Source organism: Streptomyces sp. NPDC057280 (genome assembly GCF_042668605.1).
Classification (GTDB): domain Bacteria; phylum Actinomycetota; class Actinomycetes; order Streptomycetales; family Streptomycetaceae; genus Streptomyces.
This window is the reverse complement of sequence record NZ_JBHUYR010000005.1, coordinates 506,047-523,143: the sequence shown is the minus strand read 5'-3', so window position 1 is coordinate 523,143 and position 17,097 is coordinate 506,047. Positions and strand designations below refer to the sequence as shown.

The following is a 17,097-nucleotide window of genomic DNA, read 5'->3' as shown; positions in this document are numbered from 1 at the left end:
ACGGAAGCGCACGGGGCCCGTCCCGGGCTCCGCACCCCCCGAGGAGGAGCCATGACCACCAAGCCCGGAATGACCGGAATGACCGCCATGACCAAGGAGATGCAGGACTGCGTCGAGGCCTGCATGTCCTGCCACAGCATGTGCGAGGAGACCATGAGCTCCTGCATGCAGATGGGCGGCCAGGCCCAGATGCAGGTCATGCGCGCGCTCATGGACTGCTCCGAGATGACCCGCATGTGCGCGGACATGATGATGCGCCGCTCGCCGATGTCGGCCGAGATGTGCGCGATGTGCGCCAAGGCGTGCGACATGTGCGCCGAGGCGTGTATGGCCATGCCGGACGACCGGATGATGATGCGCTGCGCGGAGGCGTGTCGACGCTGCGCGGAGATGTGTCGCAGCATGGCGGGCGCCACGATGTGAGCGCGGCGGCCTGAAACGGCTCGGGGGCACCCCGGAGGGTGCCCCTGAGTGGTGCCGGATCAGTCGCCGGGTCAGTTACCGGAGACGGTGACCTTCTCGTCGTTCTTCAGCTCGTCCACCAGCGTCTTCACCTTCGCCTTGTCCCAGACGAGGTTGCCGCCGGTCGAGCCGGAGATCGGCATGTTCATGGAGGTGCCGTCCCCGCCGCTGACGCCCTTCATCGCCCAGAACATGGACGCCAGGTCCCACAGGCTCATGTCCTTGTCGACGATCAGGGAGTCCAGGCCGGCGCCCATCGTCGGGTAGAACTTGAAGGGGTTCAGGACCGTCGACGGGGTGGCGACCTGGTGGGCCAGGGCGGAGAGGAACTTCTGCTGGTTCTTCGTGCGCTCGAGGTCGCTCGCCGCGAAGGCGTGCCGGGTCCGGACGAAGGCCAGGGCCTGCTCGCCGTTCAGCGTCTGCTTGCCGCTCTTGAAGTCGGCGCCCGAGTACTTGTCCTTGAAGCCCTTGTCGATGTCGATCTCGACGCCCCCGACGGCGTCCACGATGTCCGCGAACCCGTTGAAGCCGATCTCGACGTAGTGGTCGATGTGCAGGCCGGTGTTGTACTCGACCGTGCGCACCAGCAGGGTCGGCCCGTCGATCGCGTAGGCCGCGTTCAGCTTGTTGGCGCCCATCGCGGGCCTGATCTTGCCGGATTCGGAGCCCTTGAACTGCGGGATGGTCACGTTGGAGTCCCGCGGCAGGGAGATCAGCGTGTCGCCGTTGTCACCGACGTGCAGGATCATCATCGAGTCCGTGCGCTTGCCCTCGGCGGACCCGGTGTGCAGCTTCTTCTTCTCCTCGGCCGACATGCCCTCACGGCTGTCGGAGCCGACGATCAGGTAGTTGGTGCCCTTGCCCGCGTCGGGCCGGTCGATGACCTTCGACAGGTCGACCTCGCGGTTGAGCTTGGAGTCGGCCCAGAAGTACGTGCCGATCGTCGTCACGACCAGGACCGTGACGACAATGATCGCCGTCCACTTGATCCGGCGCCGCCAGTTCGGCGCGGGCCGCTCACCACGGGTACGGCCGCCGGGACCGCCCGGGCCGCCGGAGCCGTAGACCTGGCCGGTGTTGTAGCCGCTGTCGTACCCGTCGCCGGCGGGGGCGTCGGTGTAGCCGCCGTACGAGGGCTGCTGCGGCACTCCGCCGCCGTAGGGCGGCGCGGACTGGCCGGGCCCACCCCCGTACGCGCCCGAGGCGGGCCTGCGGACCTGCCGCATGGCGCGGGCGCCTTCAGGCTGTGCGCTCGCGCTGCCGCGTCCGTAGCGGTTGCCGCGGTTCTCGTCGGACCATGCCTCGGGCCAATCGTTCATGGGGCCCAGTGTGCAGGGAACGGCTGTGCCCTTTACAAGGGTCGTAGGAAAATCAGGGCACGGCTGTTGCGAACCCAACACAAAGTCCGCGATCGAGGCGGCGGCATAAGGTGGACGCCATGACAGACCAGGCCCCCGCAGCGGAGTCCGACATTCCTGGCAAGCCCACGTCGGCGTCCCGCACCACCCTCAGCCACATCATGACCCACAACGACACCAACCTGCTGGGGACGGTGCACGGCGGCGTGATCATGAAGCTGGTCGACGACGCGGCGGGCGCGGTGGCGGGCCGGCACAGCGGCGGGCCCGCGGTGACCGCCTCGATGGACGAGATGGCGTTCCTGGAGCCGGTCCGGGTCGGTGACCTGGTCCATGTGAAGGCCCAGGTCAACTGGACCGGCCGGACCTCGATGGAGGTCGGGGTGCGGGTGCTGGCGGAGCGCTGGAACGAGTCGGCCCCGGCGACCCAGGTCGGCTCCGCGTATCTCGTCTTCGCCGCGGTCGACGCCGACGGCAAGCCCCGCGCGGTGCCGCCGGTGATCCCGGAGACGGAGAAGGACAAACGCCGCTACCAGGAGGCCCAGATCCGCCGCACCCACCGGCTGGCCCGCCGCCGGGCGATCATGGAGCTGCGGGAGAAGCGGGCGGCGGAGGGGTTCGAGGACTGAGCCGCCCGCCCGCCTCTTCCGTGGGGGTCAGACCCAGTTGGTGCAGTTGCTGATGACCAGTACTTGTCCTTGCCGGTGGTGGCGTTGTACGGGACGAAACGGATGACCACGTGGTGACCGTCGGCGGCCCGGTCGGTCACCTTCAGCTTGATGTCACGGTGGTACGCCCCGCCGGCGAACCACCCGTTCCCGCCGACGTCGACCAGGAAGCAGTCCGTGTAGTCGGTGCAGGTCACCGCGTGGGGGGCGCATTCGAATTACGAGGAACCCCGGCCGCCCCACCGACGACAACGGCCCCCGGCATCGCGCGGGGGCCGTTTCGACTGTGCCGTTACGGCAGGTTGCGCGCCATGACGATGCGCTGGACCTGGTTCGTGCCCTCGTAGATCTGCGTGATCTTCGCGTCGCGCATCATGCGCTCCACCGGGTAGTCACGGGTGTAGCCGTAGCCGCCGAGCAGCTGGACCGCGTCCGTGGTGACCTCCATCGCCACGTCCGAGGCGAAGCACTTGGCGGCCGCGCCCTGGAAGGTGAGGTCCTTGTCACCGCGCTCGGAGGCGGCCGCGGCCTGGTAGGTCAGGGCGCGGGCGGCGGCGATCTTCATCGCCATGTCGGCGAGCATGAACTGGATGCCCTGGAAGTCGGCGATGGCCTTGCCGAACTGCTTGCGCTCCTGGACGTAGCCCTTGGCGTAGTCGAGGGCGCCCTGGGCGACACCGAGGGCCTGGGCCGCGATGGTGATGCGGGTGTGGTCCAGGGTCTTCATCGCCGTGGCGAAGCCGGTGCCCTCCTCGCCGATCATGCGGTCGGCGGGGATGCGGACGTTGTCGAGGTAGACCTCGCGGGTCGGGGAGCCCTTGATGCCGAGCTTCTTCTCCGGGGCGCCGAAGGACACGCCCTCGTCGGACTTCTCGACCACGAAGGCGGAGATGCCCTTGCTGCGCTTCTCGGGGTCCGTCACGGCCATCACCGTGTAGTACTCGGACTCGCCCGCGTTGGTGATCCAGCGCTTCACGCCGTTGAGGATCCAGTGGTCGCCGTCGCGGACCGCCCGGGTCTTCATGCCGGCCGCGTCGGAACCCGCGTCGGGCTCGGAGAGGCAGTACGAGAACATCGCGTCGCCCTTGGCGAGCGGCGTCATGTACCTCTTCTTCAGCTCCTCGGAGCCGGAGAGGATGACGGGCAGCGAGCCCAGCTTGTTCACGGCCGGGATCAGGGAGGACGAGACGCAGACGCGCGCCACTTCCTCGATCACGATCACCGTGGCCAGCGCGTCCGCGCCGGCGCCGCCGTACTCCTCGGGCACGTGGACGGCGTGCAGGTCGTTCGCGACCAGTGCCTCGAGGGCCTCGCGCGGGAAGCGGGCCTCCTCGTCCACCGCGGCGGCGTACGGCGCGATCTTCGCCTCGGCCAGCGAGCGGATGGCGTCCCTGAGCATGTCGTGCTCCTCGGACGGGCGGTACAGGTCGAAGTCAGCCGATCCGGCCAAGGTGTCTCACGCTCCCAGTGCGCTGCGATGGTCGACGCTAATTACCGTTAAGTAACTCAAATTTTAGAGGCCCGCCCACGGGAGTGATACGTGAGCTTGGCGACAGGGGAAAGGCTGCCCGACGAGGGGCGCTGTCACGCCCCGACTATGCTCGGGCAGCGCATCAACTCCGTCCACCTCTGGAGCATCCATGGCCCTCAAGATCACCGTGATCGGCACCGGCTATCTCGGCGCCACGCACGCGGCGGCGATGGCCGAGCTCGGTTTCGAGGTGCTGGGCCTTGACGTCGTGTCCGAGAAGATCGCCATGCTCCAGCGCGGCGAGGCCCCGATGTTCGAGCCCGGCCTGGAGGAGCTGCTGCGCAAGCACGTCGCCGGGATCGAGGGGTCCAGCGGGCGGCTGCGCTTCACCCAGGACTGGGCCGAGGTCGGCGCCTTCGGCGATGTCCACTTCCTGTGCATCAACACCCCGCAGAAGCACGGCGAGTACGCCTGCGACATGTCGTACGTCGATTCCGCGATCGCCTCGCTGGCGCCGCACCTGACCGGGCCCGCCCTGGTGGTCGGCAAGTCCACCGTGCCCGTCGGCTCCGCCGACCGGCTGGCCCGCTACCTCGCGGACCACTCCCCCGCCGGGGCCGACGCCGAGCTGGCCTGGAACCCGGAGTTCCTGCGGGAGGGCTTCGCCGTGCAGGACACGCTGCACCCGGACCGGATCGTGGTCGGGGTGCGCAGCGAGCGGGCCGAGAAGCTGCTGCGCGAGGTGTACGCGACGCCGCTGTCGGAGGGCACGCCGTTCGTCGTCACCGACTTCCCCACCGCCGAGCTGGTGAAGACCTCGGCGAACTCCTTCCTCGCCACCAAGATCTCCTTCATCAACGCGATGGCGGAGATGTGCGAGGCCTCGGGCGGCGATGTCGCCAAGCTGGCGGAGGCCATCGGGTACGACGACCGGATCGGCCGGAAGTTCCTGCGGGCCGGCATCGGCTTCGGCGGCGGCTGTCTGCCCAAGGACATCCGTGCCTTCATGGCGCGCGCCGGTGAGCTGGGGGCCGACCAGGCGCTGACCTTCCTGCGTGAGATCGACTCGATCAACATGCGCCAGCGCGGGCAGATGGTGGAGCTGGCGCGGGAGGCGCTGGGCGGCGGGCCGTTCCTCGGCAAGCGGGTCGCGGTCCTCGGCGCCACCTTCAAGCCGGACACCGACGACGTCCGGGACTCACCCGCGCTGAACGTGGCCGGGCAGATCCATCTCCAGGGCGGCCAGGTGACCGTCTACGACCCGATGGGCATGGAGAACGCCCGCCGTGTCTTCCCGACCCTCGGCTACGCCGACACCGCCGTGGAGGCGGTCCGGGGCGCCGACGTCGTCCTGCACCTGACGGAGTGGCGGGAGTTCCGTGAGCTGGACCCGGCGGCGCTCGGCGAGGCCGCGGCGGTCCGGCTGATCCTGGACGGGCGCAACAGCCTCGACCCGGTGCTGTGGCGGAAGGCCGGGTGGACGTACCGGGCGATGGGGCGCCCCACCGCCTGATCCCTGCTCCTGAAAAAGCTTCCGCGGCAGGCGACGCCGGTTCGGCCGAGGCTCAGTCGGCCGAACCGGCGTCTTGTTGCATTCTGCACCACCGGCCTGTGCGGCATCCGGCGAACTACTTGGCCCGGTAGCGCCGCATCTTCGCCCGCGCCCCGCACACCTGCATGGAGCACCAGCGCCCGCGTCCGGCGGGGCTGCGGTCGTAGTACGCCCAGTGGCAGGTGTCGCTCTCGCACGCCTTGAGGCGCAGCCAGGTGCCCGCGATCAGGGCGGCCGCGACGGCTTCGGCGATACGGGAGTGAAGGCGCCCCTCGTCGGCGGACACGAGCGCCGCGGAGCCGTCCGCCGGGTCGACCGTCACCCGCAGCGGGGCCGAGGCCAGCAGCTCGCCCAGGGGCGTGACCGGGGCGTGCGCGGGATGGCCCGCGTGCGCGAGCAGCGCCGCCCGCAGCGACTCCCGCAGCTCGCGCGCCCCCGGGACCTGCGCCTCCGTGAGCCCGAAGCGCTCCCGCCCGTCGGCCGTGTCGAGGGCGTCCGCGCCCGACTCGATGTCCAGCGTGTTCACCAGGGACTCGACCAGAGCCAGGCTGCCGGGCGCGGCCGATCTCTCACTCATGCTTGCGACGTTACCTCTTATGGGGGAGTATGCGGTAACCGCGTTACTCGTTGACCGCTTCTACAGGTAACATCGGAGGAAGTCATGGCTCTCGCCAAGCTGGGCACCGTCGTCCTGGACTGTCCCGACCCCCGCGCCCTGGCCGGTTTCTACGCCGAGGTGCTCGGCGGCACGGTGGAGGGGGACGGGGAGTGGGTGGACGTGAAGGTGCCCGGCGGACAGTCGCTCGCGTTCCAGGCCGCCGCCGGCCACGTACCCCCGCGGTGGCCGTCTGCGGACCGCTCGCAGCAGTTCCATCTGGACCTGACCGTGCAGGATCTGGACGCCGCCGAGAAGGAGGTCCTCGCGCTCGGCGCGAAGGCGCTGGACGCCGAGGACCGCTCGCGTTCGTTCCGTGTGTACGCCGACCCGGCGGGGCACCCGTTCTGCCTGTGCGCCTGCTGAGCCGGAGGTACCCATGACAGCCGCAGCCCGTTTCCGTTCCGTCGTGCTCGACTGCCCTGATCCACGCGCGCTCGCCCGCTTCTACGCCGGGGTCGTCGGCGGCACCCCCGAGGACGACGATCCCGAGTGGGTCGTCCTCCAGGTGCCCGGCGGGCCTCGGCTGGCCTTCCAGCGGGCGCCCGGGTACGCCCCGCCGGAGTGGCCGCGTGCCGACCGCAACTCCCAGCAGTTCCACCTCGACTTCGACGCGGGAACCACCTGGGAGGAGGTCGAGGAGGCGGAGAGGAAGGTGCTGGCGCTGGGCGCGAAGCCGCTGCACGCCGAGGACAAGGAGGACTTCCGGGTCTACGCCGATCCGGCGGGGCATCCGTTCTGCCTCTGCCGGATCGGCCCCGTCTGAACCGCCCGGCTCACCCGTCCAGGTCGGAGATCTTCGCCGTCGACGGCTCGCGTCGCTCCCGGGCGGCGCGGGCCGTGAAGTCCGCGCTGCGCAGGACGCGCTGGACGTTGCCCCAGGCCAGCAGGGCGATGTCGGACTCGGACCAGTCGCGGCGCAGGAGTTCGGCGACCAGGTGCGGGTAGCAGGAGGCGTCGGTGAGGTCCTGCGGGTGGGCGGTGCCGGCGTCGTAGGTGCCGGACAGGCCGACGCACTCCGGTCCGGCGACCGCGCGGACGTGGTCGAGGTGGTCGGCCACGTCCCGCACGTTCGGGCCGGTCTGCTCGGCGGTGAGCGGCACCATGCACAGGCCGTTGGCGGCGCCCAGCTCGGCGAGCAGGTCGTCGGGGAGGTTGGCGGGGTGGGGCCGCAGGGAGCGGGCGGCGGAGCGGGTGCACAGCAGCGGCGCCTTGGAGACGGCGATCGCGCGGCGGACGGTGTCGGCGGAGGCGCCGGAGAGGTCGGCGAGGACGCCGAGCCGGTTCATCTCCCGCAGCACCTCCTCGCCGAACCGGGTGAGGCCCGCCTCGCTGGCCCAGGAGGCGCCGGACAGGGTGAGGACGCGCAGGCCGAGAGCGTGCAGCGAGCGCAGGATGCCGAGGGAGTCGCCGAGGGCGGCGGCGCCGGCGGGGCCGAGCAGGACGGCGACCCGGCCGCAGTGCCGTACGTCGGCGGTCTCACCGGCGGTGTGGGCGAGGCGGAGGCCCTCCGGATGCGCCCCGACGACCGTCTTCACCAGGTCCAGCTGTTCCAGGGTGGCGCCCACGGCGCGGTCGCCGCCGATGCTCTCGGGCAGGTGCAGCGACCAGAACAGGGCGCCCACATGGCCCTCGCGCAGCCGGGGCACGTCCGTGTCGACGGAGCTCTCGCCGAGTTCGAGGTCGTACCAGGACAGGTGCCGCAGGGCCCAGGGCAGTCCGCTGTAGCCGTCGGCGACGGGGTGCGCGGCGAGGATGGCGTGCGCCCGTTCCAGGGGCTCGGTGTCCGGGTCGGAGACGGGCGTGTAGGGCCGCGCCGTCCCGGCTGTCTCCGCCGTCTCCGCGAAGGGGTCGGGCAGCTCGTCGAGCGCGCCGACCTCGGTCGTCGTGTGCAGTTCGTCCTGGAGATCGGCCATGGCGGGCTCCGTACGTCGTGGTCGGCGACATGATCAGCAGTACGGTCACCGTCGCACGGGGCGCGGGGGGCTTCCTGGTGGGTGGGGCGTTCGGCGTACTAGCCGGCTTCGGCGGCCTGGATGACCTCGTCCAGCGTGTCGCGGGAGCGGACCAGGTCGGCGATCATGCGGTCGATGCGGTCGCGTTCGGCGGTGAGGTCGGCGACGAGGCGTGGGGTGGCGACGGTGGAGGGGCCGCCGTCCTGGTCCCGCATGCAGGGGAGCAGCTGCCGGATCTTCTCGCTGTGCAGGCCCGCCGCGTACAGTTCCTGGATCCTGATGACGCGGTCCACGGCCGCCTCGGGGTAGTCCCGGTGGCCGCCGGGGGTGCGGTCGGATGCGAGCAGGCCCTGGGTCTCGTAGTAGCGCAGCGAGCGCTCGCTGACGCCGGTGCGCCGGGCGAGTTCACCGATCCGCATGCCTGCCACCGCCTTCTACGGGCTTGAATCTGACATCAGTGTCAAGTTCTACCGTCCCGGCATGACGAACTCAACGGACTTCCTCGCCCCGGCCCGCCTCGGCCGCCTCGCCCTCCCCCACCACCTGGTGATGGCCCCGCTGACCCGCAACCGCGCGGAGGCCGACGGCACCCCGACCGACCTCATGGTCACCCATTACACCCAGCGCGCCTCCGCCGGTCTGATCATCGGCGAGGCGGCGACCCCCAACGCGGTCGGGCAGACGTACCCGAACATCACCGCGATCCACACCGACCGGCACGTGGAGGGCTGGCGGCGGGTGACCGAGGCCGTGCGGGCGGCAGGCGGGCGGATGTTCCTCCAGCTCCAGCACGGCGGGCGGGTCAGCCATCCGGAGACCACCGGGCTGCATCCCGTCGCCCCCTCCGCCGTGCCGCTCCCGGAGACGATCTTCACCCCGCGCGGGCATCAACCGGCAGTCGTGCCACGGGAGATGAGCCTCGACGACATCCGTGCCACCGCCGCCGACTTCGCCGCCGCCGCGCGCCGGGCCGTCGATGCGGGGTTCGAGGGGGTGGAGGTGCACTCGGCCAACGGGCATCTGCTGCACCAGTTCCTGGCCGCCAACACCAACCGCAGGACGGACGGGTACGGCGGCCCCGTGGAGCGCAGGGTGCGGTTCACCGTCGAGGTCACCGAGGCGGTCGCGGACGCGGTCGGCGCCGACCGGGTGGGCGTACGGGTCTCCCCCGGCGGCACGGTCAACGGCATCGTCGAGGACGACACCGACACCCTCTACCCGGCGCTGGTGGCCCGTCTGAAGGACCTCGGCCTCGCCTATCTGCACCTCGTGCACGCCGACCCGGCGACCGGCTGGTACCGCCGCATCCGCGCCGACTGGCCCGGCACCCTGATCGGCAACCCGGTGCTGACCGGCGTCACCACCGGGGCGGTCACCCAGGCCGCGCGGGACATGCTGGCCGCGGGCGCCGATCTCGTGGCCCTCGGGCGGCCGTTCCTCGCCAACCCCGACCTGGTGGACCGGCTGCGGCTCGGGGCGCCCCTGAACCCCGTACGGGACCGGTACCTGATGTACGTGGGCGGGGCGGCCGGCTACACCGACTACCCCGCCCTGCACGGAACCGGCGCTCAGCCGTCCAGCGACTCGATCGTCGCGTTGGACGGGCCGCGCGTCGCCTGAAGGTCCCGGGCGACGTCCTCCGCCGCGCCCAGCACCCGCACCGAGTTCTGCCAGGTCAGCTTGGCCAGGTCCGCCCTGGACCAGCCGCGGTCGAGCAGCTCCGCGATCAGGTTCGGGTAGCCGGAGACGTCGTCCAGGCCGTCCGGGGTGAACGCGGTGCCGTCGTAGTCGCCGCCGATGCCGAGGTGGTCGACGCCCGCGACCTCGCGCATGTGGTCGAGGTGGTCGGCGACCGTCGCGGCCGTGGCGACCGGGCGCGGGTGCCGCTCCTCGAAGGCGCGGTGCACCTTCATCGCCTCGGGGGTGGTGTCCAGGTGGTGGAGGCCGTGCTCGCGCATGTTCTCGTCGGCCGCCGCCGTCCAGTCCACGGCCGCCTGGAGGACGAACTTCGGCACGAACGTCACCATCGCGACGCCGCCGTTGGCGGGCAGCCGCTCCAGGACGTCGTCGGGGATGTTGCGCGGATGGTCGCAGACCGCCCGGGACGAGGAGTGCGAGAAGATCACCGGCGCCCGGCTGGCGTCCAGCGCGTCCCGCATGGTCGTCGCCGCCACATGGGAGAGGTCGACGAGCATGCCCTCGCGGTTCATCTCCCGCACGACCGCCCGCCCGAAGGCCGTGAGGCCGCCGGCCTTCGGCTCGTCCGTCGCGGAGTCCGCCCAGTCGTTGTTGTAGTTGTGGGTGAGGGTCATGTAGCGGACACCGAGCGCGTACAACGCGCGTAGCGTCGCAAGGGAGTTGGCGATCGAGTGGCCGCCCTCGGCCCCCATGAGGGAGGCGATACGGCCCTCCGACCGCGCCGCCTCCATGTCCGCGGCGGTCAGCGCGGCCCGCAGGTCGGCCGGGTGCCGGTCGATCAACTGCCGTACGCAGTCGATCTGTTCCAGCGTCATCGGCACCGCGTCGGGCAGGTCCGCGCGGACGTACACCGACCAGTACTGCGCCCCGACCCCGCCGGCCCGCAGCCGGGCGAGGTCGGTGTGCAGATGGGCGCTCTGGTCGGTGGCGATGTCACGGGCGTCGAGGTCGTAGCGGACCTGTTCGCGCAGCGCCCAGGGCAGGTCGTTGTGGCCGTCGACGACCGGGAACTCGGCGAGGAGTTCCCGGGCGGTCTCCAGCGAGGACATGGCCGTCACTTCCCTGAACCGAAGCCGAAGCCGCCGCCGGCCCCCTCGACCTTGGCGCGCAGCCGCTTGCCCTTCTCGGTGGCCTGGTCGTTGAGCTCCTGCTGGAACTCCCGCATGCGGCCCAGGAGCTCCTCGTCGGAGGTGGCGAGGATGCGGGCCGCGAGGAGCCCGGCGTTGCGGGCGCCGGCCACCGAGACGGTCGCGACGGGCACGCCGGCCGGCATCTGCACGATCGACAGCAGGGAGTCCATGCCGTCGAGGTACTTCAGCGGCACGGGCACGCCGATGACCGGCAGCGGGGTGACGGAGGCGAGCATGCCGGGCAGATGGGCGGCGCCGCCCGCACCCGCGATGATCACCTTGATGCCGCGCCCGGCCGCCTCCTCGCCGTACGCGATCATCTCGCGCGGCATGCGGTGGGCGGAGACGACGTCGACCTCGTACTCGATCTCGAACTCGTCGAGGGCCTGGGCGGCGGCCTCCATGACGGGCCAGTCGCTGTCCGACCCCATGACGATGCCTACGACAGGGCTCATTCGGTGATGGTGCCTCTCAGGTAACCGGCAGCGTGACGTGCGCGCTCCAGCACGTCGTCCAGGTCGTCGCCGTAGGTGTTGACGTGGCCGACCTTGCGGCCCGGCTTCACGTCCTTGCCGTACATGTGGATCTTGAGCTGGGGGTCGCGTGCCATGCAGTGCAGGTACGCGGAGTACATGTCCGGGTAGTCGCCGCCGAGGACGTTGACCATGACCGTCCACTTCGCGCGCGGGCGCGGGTCGCCGAGCGGCAGGTCGAGGACGGCCCGGACGTGGTTGGCGAACTGGGACGTGATCGCGCCGTCCATCGACCAGTGGCCGCTGTTGTGCGGGCGCATCGCCAGCTCGTTGACGAGGATGCGGCCGTCGCGGGTCTGGAACAGCTCGACGGCGAGGTGGCCGACCACGCCCAGTTCCTTGGCGATGGTCAGCGCCATCTCCTCGGCCTCCAGCGCGAGCGCCGGGTCCAGGTCGGGGGCCGGGGCGATCACGGTGTCGCAGACGCCGTTGACCTGCTGGGACTCCACCACCGGGTAGGCGACGGCCTGGCCGTGCGGGGAGCGGACGACGTTGGCGGCGAGCTCGCGGACGTAGTCGACCTTCTCCTCGGCGAGGACCGGCACGCCGGCCCGGAAGGGGTCCTCGGCCTCCTCGACGGAGTCGACGACCCACACACCCTTGCCGTCGTAGCCGCCGCGGACGGTCTTGAGGACGACCGGGAAGCCGTCCCCCTCCGCCGCGAAGGCGGCCACGTCCGCCGGATCGCTCACGATCCGGTGCCGTGGGCACGGCACCCCGATCGCGTCGAGCCGCGCCCGCATCACGCCCTTGTCCTGGGCGTGCACGAGAGCGTCGGGGCCGGGGCGCACGGGGATGCCGTCCGCCTCCAGAGCCCTGAGGTGCTCGGTGGGTACGTGTTCGTGATCGAAGGTGATCACATCGCAGCCCCTCGCGAACTCGCGCAGCGTGTCGAGATCGCGATAGTCGCCGATGACGACATCGCTCACGACCTGCGCCGCGGAGTCCTGAGGGGTGTCACTGAGGAGCTTGAACCTGATGCCGAGCGGGATGCCCGCCTCGTGTGTCATACGAGCGAGCTGGCCCCCGCCGACCATGCCGACTACCGGGAACGTCACGCTCCTAGGGTATCGGCCACGCCACGGCGGCCGGATTCCGCTCCTCCTCCGCCCGCTTTGTGCCTGCTTTCCGGCCCCTGTCCCCCGCTCATACCAGCTTCTTTACGACCGTGTACCTCTGCGCGCAGGCAACCGGCAGGGGGGATGGTTAGCATGGCTGGGTTGACGAAACCGACCGACGTCGACGAAACCGACCGACTGGGGGCCTGTACTTCCATGGGACGTGGTTCCTCAGGGCTGCGCAGGCTCGTGCACGAGATCGCCAAGTTCGGCGCCGTGGGCGGTGCCGGTCTGCTCGTCAACCTGCTCGTCTTCAACCTGGTACGGCACACCACCGACCTCCCGGTGGTGCGCGCCAGCGTGATCGCGACGGTCGTCGCGATCATCTCGAACTACATCGGCTTCCGCCACTTCACGTACCGCGACCGCGACAAGAGCGGCCGTACGAAGGAGCTGACGCTGTTCCTGCTGTTCAGCGCGGTCGGCCTGGTGATCGAGAACGGCGTGCTGTACGTGGCGACGTACGGCTTCGGCTGGGACAGCCCGCTGGAGAGCAACGTCTTCAAGTTCCTCGGCATCGGCATCGCGACGCTGTTCCGCTTCTGGTCGTACCGCACCTGGGTGTTCAAGGCCCTGCCGGCGCCGGAGCTGGTGGCGAGCGCGGAGGAGATCCTGGCGCAGGCGGAGCGCAGGCCGCGCTCGAAGCAGCGGGTCAGCTGAGCGGCTCACGGCCCTGGCCCACGCCTGGCGGACCTAGCGGACCGTGGGCTCCTGGTCGTCCAGCGTCGGCTTCTTCAGAGGCGTACGGGACAGGAACAGCCCGAACACCGCCGGCTGCGCCTGAAGCATCTCCAGACGCCCTCCGTCGGCCTCCGCGAGGTCACGCGCGACCGCCAGCCCGATGCCCGTGGAGTTGCGCCCGCTGATCGTCCGCTCGAAGATCCGCGCGCCCAGGTCGGCCGGCACGCCCGGCCCCTCGTCGGTGACCTCGATGACCGCCTGGTTGCCGGTGACGCGCGTGCGCAGCGCCACCGTGCCGCCCCCGTGCATGAGCGAGTTCTCGATGAGCGCCGCCAGCACCTGTGCGACCGCGCCCGGCGTGCCGACCGCCCGCAGATGCCGTTTGCCGGAGCTGACGATGGCCCGGCCCGCGCTGCGGTAGGCGGGACGCCACTCGGCGAGCTGCTGCTGGATGACCTCGTCGAGGTCGAAGGAGACGGCGGAGCCGGTGCGGGGGTCGCGGGCGTTGGTGAGCAGCCGCTCGACGACGTCGGTCAGCCGCTCCACCTGCGTGAGCGCGATCGTCGCCTCCTCCTTCACCGTGTCCGGGTCGTCGGTGAGGGTGATCTCCTCCAGCCGCATGGACAGCGCGGTCAGCGGGGTGCGCAGCTGGTGGGAGGCGTCGGCGGCCAGGCGCCGCTCGGCGGTGAGCATGCGGGCGATGCGCTCGGCGGAGCCGTCGAGGACGTCGGCGACCCGGTCCAGCTCGGGAACGCCGTACCGCTTGTGCCGGGGCCGCGGGTCGCCGGAGCCGAGCCGCTCGGCGGTCTCGGCGAGGTCGGTCAGCGGCGAGGCCAGCTTGTTGGCCTGCCGTACGGCGAGCAGGACGGCGGCGATCACCGCGAGCAGCGCCACCGCGCCGATGATCAGCAGGGTGCGGCCGACCTCCCGGGTGACGGACGAGCGCGGCTCCTGGACGGTGACCGTCTCGCCCTCCTCGCCCTTCTCGGTGGAGCTGATGACGTCACCGGTCGGCCTGGGGCCGACCTCGATGACCGGCTCGCCGGGGATGTGGATCTCGGCGAACCGCTCCCCCGCGACCTGCTCCTTCAGCACCTCCGCGTCGACGGTCTGCTCGCCGAGCAGCCGGCTGTCGACGATGCTGGCCAGCCGGACCGCCTCGGAGTCGACGCGTTCCTGGGCGCTGTTGCTGATGGTCCGGGTCTCGACGATGACGAGCGAGACCCCGAACACGGCGATGACGACGAGGACGACGGCGAGCGTCGACTGGATGAGGCGGCGGCGCACGGGGGTCGGCTAGCTCTTCTCGAACCGGAAGCCGACACCGCGCACGGTGGCGATGTAGCGGGGGTTCGCCGCGTCGTCGCCGAGCTTCTTGCGCAGCCAGGAGATGTGCATGTCGAGGGTCTTGGTGGAGGACCACCACGTGGTGTCCCAGACCTCGCGCATCAGCTGGTCGCGGGTGACGACCCGGCCCGCGTCGCGCACGAGGACGCGCAGCAGGTCGAATTCCTTGGCGGTGAGCTGGAGCTCCTCGTCGCCCATCCAGGCGCGGTGCGACTCGACGTCGATCCGCACGCCGTGGGTGGCCGGCGGCTGCGCGGGCTCGGCGGCGCCGCGCCGGAGCAGGGCCCGGACCCGGGCGAGCAGTTCGGCGAGGCGGAAGGGCTTGGTGACGTAGTCGTCGGCGCCCGCGTCCAGTCCGACGACGGTGTCCACCTCGTCGGCGCGCGCGGTCAGGATGAGGATCGGCACGGCGTGGCCCTCGGCGCGCAGCCGGCGGGCGACCTCCAGGCCGTCCATGCCGGGCAGACCCAGGTCGAGCACGACCAGGTCGACACCGCCCTGCATTCCGGCGTCGAGTGCGGTGGGGCCGTCTTCACGCACCTCGACCTCGTACCCTTCCCGGCGCAGGGCGCGGGCCAGCGGCTCCGAGATGGACGCATCGTCCTCGGCGAGCAGTACACGGGTCATGAGCTGATGGTAGACCGCGGAATGCAGATGCTGGGGTGTGATCGCAAGGGCGTGATTCTTACCATCGGGCGTTCTGGTACGAACCTATGTACCGGAGGTGAGAACCTGGTGAGGACCTTAGAAAAGGTGTGCACGGTTCCACGGAAGCCTGTGATCCATCTCTCAAGTCCTTCCATTTCCGGCACTGTCCTGCCGTATGGTGAAAGACGCCTTTTGCAGCACGGGGACCTTTGGCCGAGCAGTTCACGCTGAAGGTCTCTTTTGTGTGCGGGCCGGCCACCGCCAGCCTTGAAACACGTCGTGCGTCCCCACCAGCAAGGAACGACCAATGGCGTCCAGCCTGACGAAGGACTCGGCCCGCCGGGGCACCCCCGGCACCGAGCAGACCTTCTTCGGCCACCCCCGCGGACTGGCCACTCTCTTCATGACCGAGATGTGGGAGCGTTTCTCCTACTACGGCATGAGGGCTCTCCTCCCGCTGTACCTCGTCGCCCCCGGCGGCCTCCACCTCAGCGCCGCCACCGCGACCGCGATCTACTCGGTGTACGTGTCGCTGGTGTACCTGCTCGCCCTGCCGGGCGGCTGGTTCGGCGACCGCGTCTGGGGTCCCCGCAAGACCGTCGCCGTCGCCGGTGGCGTGATCATGCTCGGCCACCTCACGCTGGCCCTGCCGTCCTCCGGCACCTTCTACGCGGGCCTCGGCCTCGTGGCGATCGGCTCCGGCCTCCTCAAGGCCAACATCTCCACGATGGTCGGCCACCTCTACGACGGCCCCGACGACCCGCGCCGGGACGGTGGCTTCACCGTCTTCTACATGGGCATCAACCTCGGCGCGTTCGCCGCGCCGCTGGTCATCGGCACCATCGGTGAGAACGTCAACTGGCACCTGGGCTTCGCGCTCGCCGCGCTCGGCATGGCGCTGGGCCTCGGCCAGTTCCTGATCGGCTCGCGCCACCTGGCGGACCGCTCCAGCGTCGTCCCGACCCCGCTGTCGGAGCAGGAGAAGGCCTCGACCCTGCGCAAGGCCGCGATCTGGGCCGGTGTCGCCGTGGTCTTCTACGCGATCGTCGGCTTCTCCGGCCACTACACGCTGAACTGGATCCTGGTCCCGCTGACCCTGCTCGGCCTGATCATCCCGGTGATGGTGCTGGCCCGCATCAAGCGCGACAAGGACCTGGACCGCAGCGAGCAGAAGTCGATGTCGGCGTACATCTGGTTCTTCGTGGCCGCGGCCGTGTTCTGGATGATCTACGACCAGGGCGGCTCGACCCTGTCGATCTTCGCCGACTCCTCGGCCGACAACACCATCTTCGGCTGGGAGTTCCCGGTCTCCTGGTACCAGTCGGTCAACCCGGTCCTGATCATGGCGCTGGCCCCGGTCTTCGCCTGGTTCTGGCTGGCGCTGAACCGGCGCGGCAAGGAGCCGAGCACGATCGTGAAGTTCGCCTCGGGCCTGGTCCTGGTCGGCGCGTCCTTCTTCCTGTTCCTCGCCCCGCTGGCGATCGCCGACGGCGGTCACAAGGCGGCGGCGGCCTGGCTGGTGGCGATCTACTTCGTCCAGACCGTCGGCGAGCTCCTGCTCTCCCCGGTCGGCCTGTCGGTGACGACGAAGATGGCCCCGGCGAAGTACGCCTCCCAGATGATGGGTGTCTGGTTCCTCGCGGTCACCGCGGGTGACGCCACGACGGGCCTGCTGTCCATCGCCGGCGTCGACCTCAACAAGACGGGCATCGTCGCCCTGGAGGCCACGCTCGCCGTGGTCGCCGGCGCCGCGGTCTGGATGTACCGCAACCGCGTCAAGGAACTCATGGGCAGCGTCCGCTGACCCGAGGACGGTGACGA

The 17,097-nt window shown here is 70.6% G+C and carries 18 protein-coding genes; 8 read left to right on the top strand and 10 right to left on the bottom strand.

Going from position 1 to position 17,097, the window contains the following annotated elements; all coding sequences use genetic code 11:
* Positions 1–51: 51 nt before the first annotated feature.
* Positions 52–423, top strand: a complete 372-nt coding sequence (locus ACFUO4_RS29920) for a four-helix bundle copper-binding protein (protein ID WP_383490681.1) — start codon at positions 52–54, stop codon at positions 421–423.
* Positions 424–494: 71 nt separating this feature from the next.
* Here the strand turns inward: ACFUO4_RS29920 and ACFUO4_RS29915 are convergent, their stop codons facing one another.
* A complete protein-coding gene (locus ACFUO4_RS29915) occupies positions 495–1,781 on the bottom strand; it encodes an LCP family protein (RefSeq protein WP_079311124.1) in 1,287 nt (428 codons plus the stop codon).
* Positions 1,782–1,900: 119 nt separating this feature from the next.
* On the opposite strand from ACFUO4_RS29915, the gene ACFUO4_RS29910 reads away from it, so the two are divergent.
* On the top strand, positions 1,901–2,449 hold the full coding sequence (locus tag ACFUO4_RS29910) for an acyl-CoA thioesterase (protein WP_383490678.1): 549 nt from the start codon (positions 1,901–1,903) through the stop codon (positions 2,447–2,449).
* A 331-nt stretch (positions 2,450–2,780) separates the two neighbouring features.
* Here ACFUO4_RS29910 and ACFUO4_RS29905 read toward each other — a convergent pair whose 3' ends face one another.
* Positions 2,781–3,938, bottom strand: coding sequence for an acyl-CoA dehydrogenase (locus tag ACFUO4_RS29905; RefSeq protein ID WP_383490676.1), 1,158 nt, complete (start codon positions 3,936–3,938; stop codon positions 2,781–2,783).
* 190 nt (positions 3,939–4,128) lie between these two features.
* Between ACFUO4_RS29905 and ACFUO4_RS29900 the strand changes: the two genes are divergently transcribed.
* Positions 4,129–5,472 carry a UDP-glucose dehydrogenase family protein gene (locus tag ACFUO4_RS29900; RefSeq protein ID WP_383490674.1) on the top strand — a complete coding sequence of 448 codons (1,344 nt, stop codon included), beginning with the start codon at positions 4,129–4,131 and terminating at the stop codon, positions 5,470–5,472.
* A gap of 115 nt (positions 5,473–5,587) precedes the next feature.
* Here ACFUO4_RS29900 and ACFUO4_RS29895 read toward each other — a convergent pair whose 3' ends face one another.
* A complete protein-coding gene (locus ACFUO4_RS29895; protein WP_079311128.1) occupies positions 5,588–6,088 on the bottom strand; it encodes a CGNR zinc finger domain-containing protein in 501 nt (166 codons plus the stop codon).
* 84 nt (positions 6,089–6,172) lie between these two features.
* On the opposite strand from ACFUO4_RS29895, the gene ACFUO4_RS29890 reads away from it, so the two are divergent.
* Together ACFUO4_RS29890 and ACFUO4_RS29885 are read left to right on the top strand one after the other, a co-directional pair.
* Complete coding sequence (locus ACFUO4_RS29890; RefSeq protein WP_383490672.1) at positions 6,173–6,532, top strand: VOC family protein; 360 nt, start codon at positions 6,173–6,175, stop codon at positions 6,530–6,532.
* Between the two features lie 13 nt (positions 6,533–6,545).
* Positions 6,546–6,932, top strand: coding sequence for a VOC family protein (locus ACFUO4_RS29885; RefSeq protein WP_383490670.1), 387 nt, complete (start codon positions 6,546–6,548; stop codon positions 6,930–6,932).
* A 10-nt stretch (positions 6,933–6,942) separates the two neighbouring features.
* Here ACFUO4_RS29885 and ACFUO4_RS29880 read toward each other — a convergent pair whose 3' ends face one another.
* Entirely contained in the window at positions 6,943–8,082 is a 1,140-nt protein-coding gene (locus tag ACFUO4_RS29880) for a dipeptidase (RefSeq protein ID WP_383490668.1), read from the bottom strand.
* A gap of 98 nt (positions 8,083–8,180) precedes the next feature.
* Positions 8,181–8,540 (bottom strand): MerR family transcriptional regulator, encoded by a 360-nt coding sequence (locus ACFUO4_RS29875; RefSeq protein ID WP_079311132.1) that lies wholly within the window; start codon positions 8,538–8,540, stop codon positions 8,181–8,183.
* Between the two features lie 61 nt (positions 8,541–8,601).
* On the opposite strand from ACFUO4_RS29875, the gene ACFUO4_RS29870 reads away from it, so the two are divergent.
* Complete coding sequence (locus tag ACFUO4_RS29870) at positions 8,602–9,741, top strand: alkene reductase (protein ID WP_383490666.1); 1,140 nt, start codon at positions 8,602–8,604, stop codon at positions 9,739–9,741.
* Here ACFUO4_RS29870 and ACFUO4_RS29865 read toward each other — a convergent pair.
* From ACFUO4_RS29865 to ACFUO4_RS29855, 3 genes are read right to left on the bottom strand one after another with little or no spacing between them, the layout of a single operon-like run.
* Complete coding sequence (locus ACFUO4_RS29865; RefSeq protein ID WP_079311133.1) at positions 9,690–10,868, bottom strand: dipeptidase; 1,179 nt, start codon at positions 10,866–10,868, stop codon at positions 9,690–9,692. The two genes, ACFUO4_RS29870 and ACFUO4_RS29865, sit on opposite strands and share 52 nt — an antisense overlap.
* A gap of 5 nt (positions 10,869–10,873) precedes the next feature.
* Complete coding sequence (gene purE, locus ACFUO4_RS29860) at positions 10,874–11,404, bottom strand: 5-(carboxyamino)imidazole ribonucleotide mutase (RefSeq protein WP_383490663.1); 531 nt, start codon at positions 11,402–11,404, stop codon at positions 10,874–10,876.
* Positions 11,401–12,540 (bottom strand): 5-(carboxyamino)imidazole ribonucleotide synthase, encoded by a 1,140-nt coding sequence (locus ACFUO4_RS29855; protein ID WP_079311134.1) that lies wholly within the window; start codon positions 12,538–12,540, stop codon positions 11,401–11,403. Before ACFUO4_RS29855 ends, purE begins: the two co-directional genes overlap by 4 nt.
* A gap of 216 nt (positions 12,541–12,756) precedes the next feature.
* On the opposite strand from ACFUO4_RS29855, the gene ACFUO4_RS29850 reads away from it, so the two are divergent.
* Positions 12,757–13,260, top strand: a complete 504-nt coding sequence (locus ACFUO4_RS29850) for a GtrA family protein (RefSeq protein ID WP_383490768.1) — start codon at positions 12,757–12,759, stop codon at positions 13,258–13,260.
* A 33-nt stretch (positions 13,261–13,293) separates the two neighbouring features.
* Here ACFUO4_RS29850 and ACFUO4_RS29845 read toward each other — a convergent pair whose 3' ends face one another.
* Together ACFUO4_RS29845 and ACFUO4_RS29840 are read right to left on the bottom strand one after the other, a co-directional pair.
* Positions 13,294–14,568: an ATP-binding protein gene (locus tag ACFUO4_RS29845; protein WP_059196192.1), complete on the bottom strand. Its 1,275-nt coding sequence runs from the start codon at positions 14,566–14,568 to the stop codon at positions 13,294–13,296.
* Positions 14,569–14,577: 9 nt separating this feature from the next.
* Positions 14,578–15,255, bottom strand: a complete 678-nt coding sequence (locus ACFUO4_RS29840) for a response regulator transcription factor (RefSeq protein ID WP_016436346.1) — start codon at positions 15,253–15,255, stop codon at positions 14,578–14,580.
* Between the two features lie 328 nt (positions 15,256–15,583).
* Between ACFUO4_RS29840 and ACFUO4_RS29835 the strand changes: the two genes are divergently transcribed.
* The gene (locus ACFUO4_RS29835) at positions 15,584–17,080 is read left to right on the top strand and encodes an oligopeptide:H+ symporter (protein ID WP_079311136.1); all 1,497 of its coding nucleotides are present in this window, start codon (positions 15,584–15,586) and stop codon (positions 17,078–17,080) included.
* The last annotated feature ends 17 nt before the right edge of the window (positions 17,081–17,097 follow it).